The organism is Pantoea cypripedii (assembly GCF_011395035.1).
Lineage (GTDB): Bacteria > Pseudomonadota > Gammaproteobacteria > Enterobacterales > Enterobacteriaceae > Pantoea > Pantoea cypripedii_A.
Genome location: NZ_CP024768.1, coordinates 3,056,027 through 3,070,002, shown reverse-complemented (window position 1 = coordinate 3,070,002; position 13,976 = coordinate 3,056,027). Strand labels below are relative to the sequence as shown.

17 protein-coding genes and 1 tRNA gene are annotated in these 13,976 nt (G+C 54.3%); 10 read left to right on the top strand and 8 right to left on the bottom strand.

The features are described 5' to 3' along the window. Positions 1-23 precede the first annotated feature (23 nt). From ypdK to CUN67_RS14300, 3 genes are all read right to left on the bottom strand, one after another. Positions 24-95: a membrane protein YpdK gene (gene ypdK / locus CUN67_RS14310; protein WP_128178783.1), complete on the bottom strand. Its 72-nt coding sequence runs from the start codon at positions 93-95 to the stop codon at positions 24-26. Positions 96-296: 201 nt separating this feature from the next. Further along, entirely contained in the window at positions 297-1,325 is a 1,029-nt protein-coding gene (locus CUN67_RS14305) for an HlyD family secretion protein (protein WP_208715968.1), read from the bottom strand. A 5-nt stretch (positions 1,326-1,330) separates the two neighbouring features. Beyond that, a complete protein-coding gene (locus CUN67_RS14300) occupies positions 1,331-2,932 on the bottom strand; it encodes an MFS transporter (protein WP_208717229.1) in 1,602 nt (533 codons plus the stop codon). 146 nt (positions 2,933-3,078) lie between these two features. Here CUN67_RS14300 and CUN67_RS14295 point away from each other — a divergent pair, with 146 nt between their 5' ends. The 4 genes from CUN67_RS14295 (at position 3,079) to CUN67_RS14280 (ending at position 5,670) form a co-directional block, all read left to right on the top strand. Continuing rightward, positions 3,079-3,864, top strand: a complete 786-nt coding sequence (locus CUN67_RS14295) for an IclR family transcriptional regulator (RefSeq protein ID WP_208715967.1) — start codon at positions 3,079-3,081, stop codon at positions 3,862-3,864. Positions 3,865-3,870: 6 nt separating this feature from the next. Further along, complete coding sequence (locus CUN67_RS14290) at positions 3,871-4,323, top strand: universal stress protein (RefSeq protein WP_208715966.1); 453 nt, start codon at positions 3,871-3,873, stop codon at positions 4,321-4,323. Positions 4,324-4,333: 10 nt separating this feature from the next. After that, positions 4,334-5,137 (top strand): hypothetical protein, encoded by an 804-nt coding sequence (locus CUN67_RS14285; RefSeq protein WP_208715965.1) that lies wholly within the window; start codon positions 4,334-4,336, stop codon positions 5,135-5,137. Between the two features lie 251 nt (positions 5,138-5,388). Then, positions 5,389-5,670 carry a lipoprotein gene (locus CUN67_RS14280; protein ID WP_208715964.1) on the top strand — a complete coding sequence of 94 codons (282 nt, stop codon included), beginning with the start codon at positions 5,389-5,391 and terminating at the stop codon, positions 5,668-5,670. A 65-nt stretch (positions 5,671-5,735) separates the two neighbouring features. Here CUN67_RS14280 and CUN67_RS14275 read toward each other — a convergent pair whose 3' ends face one another. After that, the gene (locus CUN67_RS14275) at positions 5,736-5,891 is read right to left on the bottom strand and encodes a hypothetical protein (RefSeq protein ID WP_208715963.1); all 156 of its coding nucleotides are present in this window, start codon (positions 5,889-5,891) and stop codon (positions 5,736-5,738) included. Between the two features lie 284 nt (positions 5,892-6,175). On the opposite strand from CUN67_RS14275, the gene CUN67_RS14270 reads away from it, so the two are divergent. Beyond that, complete coding sequence (locus CUN67_RS14270) at positions 6,176-7,054, top strand: SMP-30/gluconolactonase/LRE family protein (RefSeq protein WP_208715962.1); 879 nt, start codon at positions 6,176-6,178, stop codon at positions 7,052-7,054. Between the two features lie 43 nt (positions 7,055-7,097). Here CUN67_RS14270 and CUN67_RS14265 read toward each other — a convergent pair whose 3' ends face one another. Next, on the bottom strand, positions 7,098-8,315 hold the full coding sequence (locus tag CUN67_RS14265) for an L-lactate MFS transporter (protein ID WP_208715961.1): 1,218 nt from the start codon (positions 8,313-8,315) through the stop codon (positions 7,098-7,100). Between the two features lie 269 nt (positions 8,316-8,584). Between CUN67_RS14265 and CUN67_RS14260 the strand changes: the two genes are divergently transcribed. After that, on the top strand, positions 8,585-8,824 hold the full coding sequence (locus tag CUN67_RS14260) for a hypothetical protein (protein ID WP_013509957.1): 240 nt from the start codon (positions 8,585-8,587) through the stop codon (positions 8,822-8,824). A gap of 38 nt (positions 8,825-8,862) precedes the next feature. On the opposite strand, the gene CUN67_RS14255 is transcribed toward CUN67_RS14260, so the two are convergent. Beyond that, complete coding sequence (locus tag CUN67_RS14255) at positions 8,863-9,762, bottom strand: DMT family transporter (RefSeq protein ID WP_208715960.1); 900 nt, start codon at positions 9,760-9,762, stop codon at positions 8,863-8,865. A 180-nt stretch (positions 9,763-9,942) separates the two neighbouring features. On the opposite strand from CUN67_RS14255, the gene CUN67_RS14250 reads away from it, so the two are divergent. Then, positions 9,943-10,812: a helix-turn-helix domain-containing protein gene (locus tag CUN67_RS14250; protein WP_208715959.1), complete on the top strand. Its 870-nt coding sequence runs from the start codon at positions 9,943-9,945 to the stop codon at positions 10,810-10,812. A gap of 201 nt (positions 10,813-11,013) precedes the next feature. Beyond that, a complete protein-coding gene (locus CUN67_RS14245; protein WP_208715958.1) occupies positions 11,014-11,202 on the top strand; it encodes a hypothetical protein in 189 nt (62 codons plus the stop codon). Positions 11,203-11,368: 166 nt separating this feature from the next. On the opposite strand, the gene CUN67_RS14240 is transcribed toward CUN67_RS14245, so the two are convergent. Both CUN67_RS14240 and CUN67_RS14235 read right to left on the bottom strand, forming a co-directional pair. Continuing rightward, a tRNA-Arg gene (locus CUN67_RS14240) sits at positions 11,369-11,443 on the bottom strand. Between the two features lie 87 nt (positions 11,444-11,530). Then, on the bottom strand, positions 11,531-12,433 hold the full coding sequence (locus tag CUN67_RS14235; RefSeq protein WP_208715957.1) for a formate/nitrite transporter family protein: 903 nt from the start codon (positions 12,431-12,433) through the stop codon (positions 11,531-11,533). A gap of 244 nt (positions 12,434-12,677) precedes the next feature. Between CUN67_RS14235 and ccmA the strand changes: the two genes are divergently transcribed. Beyond that, on the top strand, positions 12,678-13,292 hold the full coding sequence (ccmA, locus tag CUN67_RS14230; RefSeq protein ID WP_208715956.1) for a cytochrome c biogenesis heme-transporting ATPase CcmA: 615 nt from the start codon (positions 12,678-12,680) through the stop codon (positions 13,290-13,292). Beyond that, the gene (gene ccmB / locus CUN67_RS14225) at positions 13,292-13,951 is read left to right on the top strand and encodes a heme exporter protein CcmB (RefSeq protein WP_084878536.1); all 660 of its coding nucleotides are present in this window, start codon (positions 13,292-13,294) and stop codon (positions 13,949-13,951) included. Before ccmA ends, ccmB begins: the two co-directional genes overlap by 1 nt. Positions 13,952-13,976: the final 25 nt, after the last annotated feature.

Sequence of the window (13,976 nt, the reverse complement as noted above, 5' to 3'; positions counted from 1 at the left end):
CCCTTTATGACTTTCTGGTGGCTCTATAGCATCAGCACGAAGGTGCCGACCCAGATTAACAGGAAAAAAGAGATTCCCATCAAAGCGTATTTCACACAACAACTCCTCTGAGCGGTTACGACGATGGCGATCCCAGGCCAGCGTAACGCGACAGAATAAGAGAAAGGTGAAGTTCATAACCGCCGCACGCTTTTCTCTCAGGTCGTCCAGAGCAAACTCAGAACAGGATCGAACGCTAATTTACGCGTAATCTTTCCGAAAAGAAAGTGATCGGATCTGAGATATTTATCACGTTTTTACCGCACCTCAATTTCCGGGATCGCCGACATTCCTACCCGTAATTGCGCCAGATCGGATTGGTTCGGATCCAGCACGATTTTCACCGGCAGACGCTGAATCACCTTAGTATAGTTGCCAGTGGCGTTATCCGGCGAAATGGCGGAAAAGGTGGCTCCCGTCGCGGGAGCGATGCTGTCAACGTGACCAGAAAACGTTTTGCCGGGCAGGGCATCCACCCGCACCGTCACCGGCTGACCTGGGTGAACATCTGTCAACTGCGTTTCCAGAAAATTAGCTGTGATATAGGTTTGCTGCAACGGTACCACTGCCAGCAAACGGGTACCCGCCGTGACATAGGCCCCGAGACGCACCGAACGCTGTCCAACCATGCCATCAACCGGTGCGACGATGCGCGTGTAAGACAGGTTTAACTGCGCCTGGTCGACACTGGCCTGGGCGGCGCTGACATCCGCTTCAGCCTGACGCAATGCGGCCTGCAACACTCCCACCTCCTTGACCGATGCGGCGAGAGCCGCTTCGCTCTGGCGCACCGTGGCGGCGGCAGAACGCTGGGTTGACGACGCTTTTTGCTGCTCGTCGGCCGCGATGGTGCCGCTTTTATACAGGCTGTCGTAGCGGGCAGCACTCTGTCCGGCGTACTGCGCTGAAGCCTGGCTGGCCGCCAGCGTGGCTTTAGCCTGGTCGATGGTGGATTGCTGCTGCTCCAGCTGCGCCTGGCTGCTCAGACGTTTGGCCTCGCTTACTTCCAGATTGGCTTTGGCGGTTTCCAGTGCCACGCGGTAATCACGATCGTCCAGTGTGGCCAGCAGTTCCCCGGCTTTGACGCGCTGGTTATCCTGGACATTGACGCTGGCGATATAGCCAGAGACTTTCGGTGCCACCAGCGTGTAGTCGGCGTTGACGTAAGCATCATCGGTTTGATGATCGTTGCGGGTCATTGCCGACCAGACAAAAAAGGCCATCACCAGCAACAGCAGCAATAAGGCGCTCAGCAGCACCGTTCTCTTCAGAGCAAAAGCACGCATATCATTTATCTCGACGTGTTTGTAACAGGTTGAATCAGGGTTTGTGGCGGCCAGACACGTTTCGGCAGCCAGGCGGTAAGCAACAGCATCAGCGCGGCGAAGCCGATCAACATCAGATAGCTGTCGCTCAGGCTCAGCACCATCGCCTGATGTTTAAGCAGGCTGGCGAAACCACTCAGGTTTTCGCTGCTGCTGGCGCTGCCATCGGGGAGTAACGGAAAACTGCTGCTGGCCAGGGCGCTGGTTGGCGCGGTCATCAGCCAGGAATGGCTGGCGGCATTCCCCACCAGGATATTGGAATGAAACTGTTCGCGATGGCTGATAAACCACTCCACCAGGGTACTGGCGGCGACGCTGGAGAATCCACGGACGGTGTTGAACATCGCCGAGGCAAACGGACCTTCCGGCGGTGCGACGACGCTGGTGGCGCTCATCAGCACCGGCAAAATCACCATCGGCTGACCAAAAGCCTGCAAAATTTGTATCAGCCAGAAATTCTGACGTCCCCAGTCGGTGGTTACCTGCATGCCCATCAGGCAGGAAATGACCAGCAGCGCCACGCCAGCCGTCAGCATCCAGCGGCAGTCAATCCAGCGGATATTCAGCAGGGCGGCAATCAACGGTGCGATCAGCAACTGCGGCAAACCCACCGTCAGCGCCAGCGGCGCGAATTGCAGGGTGCGGAAACCTTCAATCTGGCCGAAGTAGGCAGAGGGCAGGGCAGAGCCGGACAGTGACAAAATCAGCACGCCCGCCAGCGCCAGCAGACCGTGCGCCAGATTGCGCCGCAGCAGCATCTGCAACTTAAAGAGGGGGAGCGGGTGAAACCATTCATTAATAAAGAACACAATCAGCAATGCCGCTGCGCTGAATAATAGCGCGATGATTAACGGTGAACTGAGCCAGTCCAGCCGTTCTCCCTGGGTCAGCGCCAGCACCAGCATAGCAATGCCGCTACAACCGGTGAGCATGCCGAACAGATCCATCTGCCGGAAACGCTCGAAGCGCAGGGGATCCTGCGGCAGGCCCCAGCCAATCAGCAGCATGGCGACCAGCATGGAGGGGACAATCTGCCAGAACACAAACATCCAGCTGACGTCATCGGTCCAGAAGGCAGCGAGGGTGGCGGCGAGATTGGGGCCGAAGGTGGCAGTCAGTGCGTAAGCACCGAGGCCGTAAAGTTTGATCGGCGGAGGTAAAAAGCGTAGCGCTACCGTCATCAGCAACGGGGGCAGCGCGCCGCCGAATAATCCCTGAATGACACGCAGGGTGATAAACAGCGTGGCATTGGGCAGCAGGGGTAACAGAAGACCGGTAAGCATAAAGCCTGCTGACACCGTCAGTGCAAAACGACGTAACGAGAAGGTCACCGCAAGCCAGGGGGCGATCATCATCGCGGCCACTTCGGCAGCCTGATAGGCGGAAATAATCCAGCTACCCTGATCGTAACTGATGCCGATGGCCGCACGAATATCCGCCAGCGCAATATCGGTGACGCGATCGTTTAAACCGGAGGTGAGTGCGGCAATCAGGACCCCCACCAGACCGAGCGCGAGGCGCAGGGTAAAAGGATGAGGTGCCGGCGCCGCTGCAGGCTGGGCGTTCATAGCAGGAATCTCGTTATGTTGATGCAGTGTATTGCGATGTGATACAGCTCGCATCTTACATCCCGGTATGTTGTATTGCAATGTGATACAGGGTGTAAAAGTGCGGTAATCGCGCTACAGTAGGCCAGGCCACAAAGGAACGAACTATGGTTGAACTCCCCTCCTGCCGTGAGGATGAAAAAGCGGGCGGCATTCAGGTCATTGCCCGCGCGGCAAAAATTTTAAATGCTCTGGGTGAGCATCCCGGCGGTATGAGCCTGGGGGAGATCGCTCAGGCGGTGGATTTACCGCGCTCAACGGTGCAACGCATTATCGCCGCGCTGGATAACGCCCAACTGGTGCGCAGCAGCGGTGCGGGTGGCTTGCGGCTCGGGCCAGCGTTGCTGAAACTGATCTCCAGTGTGCATAGCGACGTGGTTGAAGTGGTGCGCCCCTTCCTTGAACAACTTTCTGCCGATACTAATGAAACCGTTTCACTGGCGCGTGCCAGCGGTACGCAATTGGCTATCGTCCATTATGTGGTGGCTTCGCGCGAACTGCGCGTGGTGCCCCGCATGGGACTGAATCTGCCGCTTTACAGCACTTCGGGTGGACGTGCCCTGCTGGCGCTGGAGAGCGATGATGATGTACGGGTTATTGTCGGTGAGGCTTATAAAGAACTGACCGAAATGACGATAAAAACGCTGCCGCAATTGCTGGAGCTGATTGGTGAAGTCCGTAAAACCGGCTTTTCCTACGATCGTGGTGAGACGCTGGAAGGCATCTCCACCATGGCGGTGGCGATCGATACTTTATTTGGACGTTTTTCTATCTCACTACTGGTGCCAACAGCGCGTTTCCGTAAACATGAAACGCGTTATTGTGAGGAAATCCTGAAGTGTAAAGAAGCGCTGACCCGCGAAATTGGCAAAATGACCGCTGTTGAAGGATAACCACAAATGAAAACCTTGCTGATGGCCATAGATAACTCTCCGGTGGCGGAAAAAGTGATCGCCCTTACCATTGATCAGGCCCTGGCTCACCAGGCGCAGGTCGTGGTGTTGTGCTGCGTCGATCCCGCTTATTCATCCTGCAATCAACCGATCGAAATCGATGCCGGTGAAGATCCGGATGATTTTCTGGTGGCAAAGGATGAGCAGAATACCGCGGAAATGGTGGTGCGCCATGCGCTCGCCCCCATTCTGCGCGCAGGTGTGACGGCCAAAGGGGTGATTCTGGCCGGTGAGGCGGCGGAAACCATCGTTGCGCAGTCGGCGGCGGTGCAGGCCAGCATGATCATCATGGGACGCCGTCATCTTTCACCGTTTAACCGCCTGCTGAAAGGCTCGGTCAGTGCTGCCGTGATTGAACGTGCCAGCTGTCCGGTTCTGATTGACGTTCGCAAGGATTAATAACCGCTCCATGCTCTCGCTTTTCCCTGTTACGCTGGCAGCCTTTGTGCTGCTGGCGCTGATTATTATTATGCTGATACGTACCACCTCACTCCGTCTTTGGCAGGGGGTGGTGTTGTTCCTGTTACCGGTGTTGCTGGCGAATCTGCTCTGGTTTAGCTGGCTGCATCCACGCCAGCAACGGCAGGCGTTGGCAGCTGACGTGGCCAGCCAGCTCAGCCAGGCACCGGGGTATCGATTGCTGAAAACTCAGGAACCGGCCTTGTGGCAGCTACTTAATCATGAACTGTTGCACAAACGCCTGGCCGGGGTGCCACCGGATGAAGCGCTGGGTGAAATGCGTGGCTGGCTGCTCGACCTGGTCAATCAACGTCTGATGCGTGCCAGCGATGCGGCGATCATCAATTATATTTCCGTGTCGGTTGAGGAGATGAAGGCGCTGCAACTACAGGATGCGCAAAGCTGTTTCCGTTTCCTCTATCCCCAGGTGATTGGCGGCATTAATTTGCAACGCGTGCTATCACCCGCGCTGAACCAGCGTGATGCTCAGGCGCTGGATGAACTGCTGGCGCAGAGTACCGGTAATGATCAGGTGGTGGATAATCAGGCGGCACAACGTGATTTGCAAAAAGTGGTGGAAACCCTGTACGGCAAATGGGGTGATCGCCTGCAGCAGCTGAATATGCCAGCGGATACCACGGTGGATCGTTCAGCAATGTGTGCGATGTCAATTGACCTGTACAGTGGCATTCTGGCATTGCCTGCCAAACAAGCCGCCAATCTCTTGCGTAAAATGGTCAGCCTTACCGGATAGCGGGCAAAAAAAAGCCCGCTCAGCACGGGCATAAGGTCACAATCAGTCAGTCTCTTATTTATTCACCTGGTGTGGTGCCGACTTCTTTTTGTCTGAACGCATCATGGCACGGCTGTGCTGATAAGAATAGCCGTTTGGTTTTATCGATTTGATTGGTAAAAGCTTGGTTTTGTACAGATATTTCTCGCCTTATTCCTATGGTAAGGCGCTATGTCGCCATTTACACTGCGGCATCGAATGAGGACATCATAATGAAAAAGTGGTTATCAGGCGCTGCGGCGCTTTTAATGCTGACCGGTTGTAGTGTCAGCCATCCAGGTGGATTTGAGCGTGTCGATGAAGATCCCAGTTCAAATACTGTTCAGTACCGCTACGATCCGCAGAAATTTAATCGCGATGCAATGGAAATGGATTTGGCTGAATATTGCAGCAAGCGTGGGTTTGATAAAGTGGAATCGTTGCCAGCAGAAGATAGTCATATTCCAGGACTAAAGAAAGCCTGGTATCAATGTAATTATGCGGTAAAGAGCTAAAAAATAGGGCGGGATATTTCCCGCCCTTTTTGTTTTTTATTATTTGCTGTGTGTGCTTTGCCCAATTACCACCGGCCATAACCCGGACCACCGTGGTGCCATCCTCCGTGTGGCGGTCCCCAGCCGGGTCCACGCCCATGCCCATGTCCGGGATCAATAATACAACCACTCAGCATGACCATAACGGCAACAACGGACGCGACTTTAATTAATTTTTTCATGGAGAGTCCTCCTCTTTTCCAATGAGGCCAGATTACAACGGAAAAGTGGAGCTAAGATGCAGGCAATGTAGAGTTATTTCTGGATCTATTTCTGAATATTTCAAATCGATGAATGAATTTGCGGAGAGGAATATAAACCAATCGGAATAAGCTGAATACAGAATGATAATAACGCGATTACTCTGAAAAGCAAGCTTGAATAATATCCGTTCTCAATTAACGTACATCGTGCAGAACGGTGGGATACCCGCTAAAGTCAGGGCTGCTTAAATAAGGAGAACATCATGGCGTACGAAGTAAGAAATGTACTGGCATTGCAGGCGGAACTGGCTGAGTGCCCGCTATGGTCAACCCGGGAACAGCTGCTGTGGTGCGTAGATATTCTCGCCCCCGCCATTCACCGCTTCGATCCAGCCAGCGGTGAGTTACGCACCTTCCCACAACAGGAAGAGGTGGGATGTATCGGACTGCGCGAGCAGGGCGGCCTGATTGCTGCTTTACGCAGTGGCGTCTGGCTGCTGGATGATGCAGGCAAGCCACAGCGTAAACTGGCGGATAATCCGGGTGTCGCGGCTAAAAGCCGTTTTAATGATGGACGCGTGGACCCCTGGGGGAATTTCTGGTGCGGTAGCTTATGGGAACCGCAGGATAAAAACGGCGGCCTGTTGTGTCGCGTCACCCCCGATGGTGCGCTGCGGGTGATGGCACAGGATGTCAAAATCTCCAATGGGCTGGCATTCTCGCCGGATCGCCAGTGGATGTATCACAGCGATACGCCAAATGAGGTGCTGTATCGCTATCCGCTTGATGCACAGAGCGGGGAGCCGGGTGCTCGCCAGCGTTTCCGGCAGTTTGACGCAGCGGGGGGATTACCGGATGGTGCTGCGGTGGATAGCGCAGGGTATTACTGGTCAGCCTTGTTTGATGGTGGTCGCGTGGTGCGTATTGATCCTGTGACGGCAGAGATTGTTGATGAAATTGCTTTGCCGGTGCGCTGGCCGACCATGGTGGCATTTGGTGGCGCAGATCTGAAGACCTTGTACATCACCTCATCGCGTGAGCATCGCACCGCAGAGGAGCTGGCACGTTATCCACAATCGGGCGATATTTTTGCGGTAGACGTTGCGGTGGCGGGGATCGCTGAGCCGTTATTCAAAGGCTAAGCAGCATGATGCCGTGCCCAGGGGCACGGCATCGGGAGGAAACTTAGCTGCGATGCAGCACCGGTTCCTGCACATCGTGACGCTGTGGCAAGCGGATGCTGATGGAGAGGAACAATGAAATCACCAGCAGGGTCATAATCAGGCTGAAAGTGATGGTGAAGCCACCAAATACCGACGCCACCAGCGAACCCAGCACGCTGCCGATACCAAAGCCGAGATAAATCAGGCCATAGTTTTTGGTCAGATTATTCAGGCCGAAGAAATCGCTCACCAATGACGGGAACACGGTGATGGTGCCGCCGAAGCTGAATGCCACACAGGCCAGAGAGATAAAGAAGGTAGATTCATTCATATGGGTGAACAGCAGGATGCCCATGCCCAGCAGTGACACCACCTGCGCCAGCGAAATCACCCGAATGCGCGCCATTTTATCGGACAGCACACCCAGAACCAGACGGCCGCTCAGATTGGCGATGGCAATCACGGTGACTGCGTTGGCAGCGGTAGCGGTACTGAGATGCACCAGACCTTCACCGATATCTTTCGCCACGCCGATGACATACAAACCGCTCATGCAGGCAGTCAGGAACATCAGCGCCAGCATCCAGTATTGTGGTAAACGCACGGATTGCGCCAGGGTGTAATCTTTAGCCTGCTGAACGGAAGCATTGTTGCTTTGTTGTACCGGTGCATCCCGCATCAGCAACGCACCGATCACAATCATCACCATCGCCATGACGCCCCAGATGATAAAGGTGTTTTCCAGTCCCTCGCTGCTGAGCAACGCGCCGCAGATAAATTTAAAGCCCAGACTCCCCAAACCGTAGGCACCAATCGCACAGGCGGAAATCACCCCTTTGCGTTCCGGGAACCATTTAACGCAGTTGGATAACGTCATCAGATAGCCTGCACCATCGGCCAGGCCAACCAGCACACCGGCGCTGAGGTACAGCATCATCAGATTATCGGCATGGGCAGTTAACCAGAAGCCCAACGCCATCAACACGCCAGCACCAATGGTGACGTTGCGTACGCCAAAACGTTCCTGCAATTTGCCCGCCAGTGAGGAAGCAATGGCCAGGCCAAGGCTCAGTAAACCAAAGGAGAAAGCCACCTGGCTGACAGGAGCATCGAGCTTCTGCGCCAGCTGACCATTAAACAGACTCCAGGTGTAGACCGAACCCAGCGCAAATTGGGTCAAAATGGTGCCAGCAAGCGTTAGCCAGCGGGTACGTTGATAACTCGGTGTTGTGCTTTTCATTTTTTTCTCTCCCATCCGGGAATTCGGAAACTGAGGCGATGATAAGCTCCCCTCGCGTACGCGTGTGGGGAAAGGGCGTGAAAGGCTGTGAGGGGGGAATGAAATGCAGCGAAACGGGTATGAACGACATTGCTGGCATGAAGCGATGTCATCGCGTGTGAAGCTATTGCTTTGCGTGATGATGTGTAACCAGATACGTCCGCAGCGGCGCTTTAGCTGCAAAATGGTGAAGTTTTGCCAGGCTTAAAATTCACTTAACAGGAGGAAATATGAAAGACCGAGCATATGAATCCGCGTCCAGTGAGGATGAAGTTTGCTGCATCATCGGTCAGGCGGTGATCGAGTTAAGCGATGAGCATCAACCGGTGAATAAATCCACGCTGTCGTTGAAACTACTGGCAATGGCCGACCGCGACAGAGACGATGAACGCATACTGCTTTACTGGATCGCCAGAAAAGCGATCAATCAACCTCACCAGCTCAATATCGGCGTGCAGGGCTGGCGCTAAGAGGACGAGAGAGCGGGCGCAATGCCCGCTCTCGTGTATTACGCCAGACGCAGACGTTTGGCTGCGGGCCAGCGGGCAAACATCACCATATTTCCCGCCAGAATCATCACCAGGCCAATAATGGCATTGCTATGCCACTGATAACCTTCATACAGAGTCGATAAGGTCAGCGCCACCAGCGGGAACAGCAACGTGCTGTAGGCTGCCTGGCTGGCACCAATGCGACCCACCAGCGTGAAATACGCACCAAATCCCAGCACCGAGCCAAAAATCGCCAGATAACTCATCGAACCCAGCCATTGCAGATTGAACGCCGGTGCCAGCGAATCGCCGTTGAGCAGCGCGAGGGCAGCCATGATCAGCGCACCGTACAACATGGCGTAGCTATTGGTGGTGAGTACATCACGCTGACGACGCTGGTGACGTGTGGAAATCATATTGCCAAAGGAGAAACCCAGCGTGCCGAGAGCGCTCAGCCCCACACCCCACAATAATTGCGGTGCCGGATGCGCGACGCGAATATCACCCCAAAACAGAGCGACGATGCCGCCTAATCCCAGAATCGCGGCGGGCAACAGGCGAAACGAGGGGCGCTGACGGAAGAAGATCCAGCTATTTAAGGCGTTATACAGCACCGCCATGGAGAAAATAACCGATTCCAGACCGCTGCTGATCCAGGCTGCGGCATGATAGAAACAGACAAAATTGAAGCCGAATACGCAGCAACCCTGCAAAACGCAGAACAGATGATCCTGCGCATCCAATTTTTTCAGGCGGCGAATCAGTTTCAGGATCACCAGCATGACCAGCGACGCCAGTAAAAAACGCCAGAACACCGCCACAAAGACCGGCGTATTGGCCGCTTCCTGTTGTAAAAAAATGGCGATCCAGGTTGTTCCCCAGATCATCACCACCGCCAGATACAACATCAGGTTCATTTTGCTCACTCCACAACACATTTGCGTTGAGTGTGCTGTGGAATGGGTTGGCTTACTTGCATCACCTTGCGTGTGAATTGCAAAATCTTGCGCTTTTTCCGCATGCGTCCCGATGTGGTCTGTTTTCTGTCCGGATGAATCCGTAAAATACCCGTTATCCACTAGAGAGCGATCCTGACCATGCCTGATTACCAGACTTTTAACATGCTACAGCGCCATAAAGCACAGCTGCGTGACAGCGTGCAGCTGAATAGCGGCATCAAGCTGGCGGCCTGGTTTAACAGTGGCGATCGCGTTACTAACCTCAGCGATCACCATACGCTCAGCCTGTACACCGCAGATGGCTACGATACCTGGCATAAAACGCAGCATGGCTGGCGCAATGGCGGTGGGCCGGACCGTTTCTGCCTGATGCCTTCCGGCACGGAATCGGTCTGGGACATCCGTGCTGACTTGTCGTTTGTACATCTTTATTGCACCGACCAGCATTTGCGGCAGATGGCCGAGCAGATTTGGGATCGCGACGCGGCTCGCCTCAATCTGCATGAGAAAGTGTTCTCAGATGACGATCGTATCACCCAGTTGTATCGTCATTTCCTGCTCAGCACCGACTGGCAACAGCCTGCCAACCAGCTGATGCTCAGCAGTGCATCGACCTTGCTGATGACACACCTGTTGCAGCACTACAGTGATGTCCAGTGGCAGGCACCCCAGGTACGCGGCGGGCTGGCACCGGTAGTGTTACGTCGCATCCTGGCTTATATCGATGAACATCTGGATCAACCGTTGACCCTGGCGCAGTTGGCGGGAGAGGCGGCGCTGAGCGAGTTCCATTTTGCCCGCATGTTCCGCACCAGCGTTGGCGTGGCCCCGCATCGATATGTGATGCGTCGTCGTATGGATGAAGCCCTGACGCTGCTGAAGCACACGGCGCTACCACTCACGGACATTGCGTTACGCTGTGGCTTCCATTCCTCCAGCCACTTCAGTAACCGCTTTCGTCAGCTGCATGGCGTGACGCCTTCGTTATGGCGGCAGAAGCAGGGGTGAGATCGTCTCGCGGTGTCCTACAGGAAGGGATTGATTCTGCAACGTAATGAAACGCGGGATTTGTTCTGCGAGTTCGTTTGCATTTCACGTTTTTGCTGCGTTTTTTTGGTGATTTTTCTGGGGATGTCGTTAGCATGGTAAATGATAACTTTTGGGATTATCACGGGATTTACAATGATAGCTAACATAAGGAGATCACATATGGAGATACAGACAACAAAGCAGGACGTGGATCTCGCCGCAATGAAAATTGATTTGGCGGTAATTAAGTCAAATTACATGACGCGCAGCGATCTTCATGAAGAAATCGGCAAACAAACGAAATGGCTGATGGCGGGTATAGTTACGACAGCCGGGCTTTCTCTGGCACTGGCTCGCTGGTTGTTTTGAATCTGATTCTAAAAGGGCTGCAACCGGCCCTTAATTTCCTTCCCTGTCAGGTCTTATCCCTGGCGTCATCAGATCCGCTGATAGGCACAACCCACTTTTAACCACACATTTCGTTAGTGACGTAGATGTCTTTCAGATGGGATGAACAGGAAGGAAAGGTGGCTCATGGCGTTCCCTGCAGGGATCGAACCTGCAACTAGCCCTTAGGAGGGGCTCGTTATATCCATTTAACTAAGGGAACGTCGGCGCGCAGTATAGCGTACCACCAGCACGAATTTAACCGCGTAGTCACCGTTTGCTCAATATCTCGACAAATCAGAGGGATTTCTCACATTTCCTTCCGTTTTTGCTCCGCGCGAGCTTTCGCTTTTGCCGCTTCACTCATGTCATTACGAATCTGGGCGTGGCTGATTAAGGCAAAAATCAGCGTACCGCCAGTGATGTTCCCGAGCAGCGTCGGCAGGGCGAAGGGCCAGAAAAATTCATACCAGGCGATGTTGCCGGCAAACACCAGATACAGCACTTCCACCGAGCCAACCACGATGTGCGCTAAGTCGCCCAGCGCGACCAGCCAGGTCATCATCACAATCACCACGATTTTTGCTGCACCCGCATAAGGGAACATCCACACCATGGTGGCGATGATCCAGCCGGAAATCACCGCATTGGCAAACATCTCGCCCGGCGTATTCGCCATCACTTTTTCACTGATGACGGTGAATGCCTGACGAGTGGCGTCGTCGAAAATCGGCATATGATTAAAGGCCAGTGCGCCCAGCGCCGTGCCTGTCAGGTTGCCTGCCAGCACCACGCCCCATAAACGTAGCAGCAACAGAAAATTGCCCGGGGTAGGTTTGTGCATCACCGGTAGCACTGCCGTGACGGTGTTTTCAGTGAAAAGCTGCTGGCGCGCCATGATCACAATGACAAAGCCGAAGGTATAACCCAGATTTTCCAGTAAAAAAGCCCCTGGCACGCCTGCCAGATGGACCTGGAAAATACCTTTCGCCATCAGAGACGCTCCCATAGAAAGGCCAGCCGCAATCGCCGACCACAGCAGCGCCATACCATCACGTTCCAGCTCTTTTTCCCCGTCCTGGCGAATCTCCTCATGAATGGCGGCAGCGCGTGAGGGCAAGGCATCTTCATCCACTTCAATTTCCCTGCCCTGATCTTTTTCTTCACTTTCTACATCGTTGTGACCCTGTGAAACTGATGATGATGATTTCATGTTTTCCTCCGGTGATAATGCCGGTACGTAATAAGCGTAGCCGTTTTGCGCAACACTAATTTGTTACGTGAATTCAAATTAAGAGTAACAAGACTTTAACTGAGGTGGTTTTTTGAGCAGTTTATTGATCTGAACCGCCTGATTACCCCGATCGGGGGAGGTGTGACGGAGTTCACAGACTACGGCCCACAGATTCATTGTGGTATTATCCTGGCCTAATTTCATTGCTGTGATTCTCCCTTCTATGCTCGAAGTCATTAATCTCTCTTGCGTTCGCGATGAGCGTACCCTGTTCAATGGGCTGAGTTTTCGTGTTGAGGCAGGCGACATTGTGCAAATAGAAGGACCGAATGGCGCAGGCAAAACGTCACTGCTGCGTTTACTGGCGGGACTGAGTCGGGCGGAAGAGGGAGAGGTGCAGTGGCAGGGGCAGCCAATTCGACAGCAACGGGAAACATGGCATCAAAACCTGCTTTATCTTGGCCATCATCCGGGCGTGAAATCGGTACTCTCTCCGTTGGAAAATCTGCATTTCTGGCATGGCGACAGCCACGGTGAGGCGATTTTTGCCGCGCTGGAGCAGGTGGATCTGCTGGGTTATGAAGAGGTGCCAGTGGCACAACTTTCTGCCGGACAACAACGGCGCGTGGCGCTGGCCCGATTGTGGCTCAGCCCGGCAAAATTGTGGATTCTGGATGAACCGTTAACGGCAATCGATAAGGCCGGAGTGGAAAAACTCATGACACGCTTTGCCTGGCATGCCGATAACGGTGGGGCGGTGATTCTGACCACGCATCAGGATTTGCCGGATAGCGCGCAGCGCGTGCGTAAAATCCGCCTGACGTCGGAGTGGGCATGATGCTGGGCCGTGTTATTCAGCGCGAGCTGAAAATTGCTTTCCGCAGCGGGGCGGAAGTGATTAACCCGCTGTGGTTTTTCCTGATTGTCATCACGCTGTTTCCGCTGGGCATTGGTCCGGATCCGCAGCAGTTAGCACGGATTGCCCCCGGCATTGCCTGGGTCGCTGCTTTACTGGCATCACTGCTGGCGCTGGAGCGTCTGTTCCGCGATGACTTTCTGGATGGTTCGCTGGAACAGCTTTTGCTGTTACCCACACCGCTACCGGTAACGGTTCTGGGCAAAGTGATTGCTCACTGGCTGATTACCGGATTACCGCTGATTTTATTATCGCCGCTGGCGGCGCTGCTGTTGTCGCTTGATTTTGCCAGCTGGCGTGCCATGGCGTTGACCCTGTTACTGGGTACGCCAACCCTGAGTTTTCTTGGGGCAATTGGTACCGGATTAACCGTCGGGCTGCGACGTGGCGGGGTGTTACTGAGTTTGCTGGTATTGCCGCTGGCGATACCGGTTTTGATTTTTGCCAGTGCGGCGATTGATGCCGCCGGACAGGGACTGCCGATTGGTGGCTATCTGGCGATTCTTGGCGCCATGCTGGCAGGCAGCGCTACGCTCTCCCCGTTTGCAACGGCGGCGGCGCTGCGCATCAGCCTGCATTAAATCGTGCATCCACAGAGATGCAGTA

What these genes read in the sequence shown, in the direction of transcription:
- CUN67_RS14305 (WP_208715968.1), bottom strand. Translation starts at nt 1,325, where the DNA reads ATGCGTGCTTTTGCTCTGAAGAGAACGGTGCTGCTGAGCGCCTTATTG.
- CUN67_RS14300 (WP_208717229.1), bottom strand. Translation starts at nt 2,932, where the DNA reads ATGAACGCCCAGCCTGCAGCGGCGCCGGCACCTCATCCTTTTACCCTG.
- CUN67_RS14295 (WP_208715967.1), top strand. Translation starts at nt 3,079, where the DNA reads ATGGTTGAACTCCCCTCCTGCCGTGAGGATGAAAAAGCGGGCGGCATT.
- CUN67_RS14290 (WP_208715966.1), top strand. Translation starts at nt 3,871, where the DNA reads ATGAAAACCTTGCTGATGGCCATAGATAACTCTCCGGTGGCGGAAAAA.
- CUN67_RS14285 (WP_208715965.1), top strand. Translation starts at nt 4,334, where the DNA reads ATGCTCTCGCTTTTCCCTGTTACGCTGGCAGCCTTTGTGCTGCTGGCG.
- CUN67_RS14280 (WP_208715964.1), top strand. Translation starts at nt 5,389, where the DNA reads ATGAAAAAGTGGTTATCAGGCGCTGCGGCGCTTTTAATGCTGACCGGT.
- CUN67_RS14275 (WP_208715963.1), bottom strand. Translation starts at nt 5,891, where the DNA reads ATGAAAAAATTAATTAAAGTCGCGTCCGTTGTTGCCGTTATGGTCATG.
- CUN67_RS14270 (WP_208715962.1), top strand. Translation starts at nt 6,176, where the DNA reads ATGGCGTACGAAGTAAGAAATGTACTGGCATTGCAGGCGGAACTGGCT.
- CUN67_RS14265 (WP_208715961.1), bottom strand. Translation starts at nt 8,315, where the DNA reads ATGAAAAGCACAACACCGAGTTATCAACGTACCCGCTGGCTAACGCTT.
- CUN67_RS14260 (WP_013509957.1), top strand. Translation starts at nt 8,585, where the DNA reads ATGAAAGACCGAGCATATGAATCCGCGTCCAGTGAGGATGAAGTTTGC.
- CUN67_RS14255 (WP_208715960.1), bottom strand. Translation starts at nt 9,762, where the DNA reads ATGAACCTGATGTTGTATCTGGCGGTGGTGATGATCTGGGGAACAACC.
- CUN67_RS14250 (WP_208715959.1), top strand. Translation starts at nt 9,943, where the DNA reads ATGCCTGATTACCAGACTTTTAACATGCTACAGCGCCATAAAGCACAG.
- CUN67_RS14245 (WP_208715958.1), top strand. Translation starts at nt 11,014, where the DNA reads ATGGAGATACAGACAACAAAGCAGGACGTGGATCTCGCCGCAATGAAA.
- CUN67_RS14235 (WP_208715957.1), bottom strand. Translation starts at nt 12,433, where the DNA reads ATGAAATCATCATCATCAGTTTCACAGGGTCACAACGATGTAGAAAGT.
- ccmA (WP_208715956.1), top strand. Translation starts at nt 12,678, where the DNA reads ATGCTCGAAGTCATTAATCTCTCTTGCGTTCGCGATGAGCGTACCCTG.
- ccmB (WP_084878536.1), top strand. Translation starts at nt 13,292, where the DNA reads ATGCTGGGCCGTGTTATTCAGCGCGAGCTGAAAATTGCTTTCCGCAGC.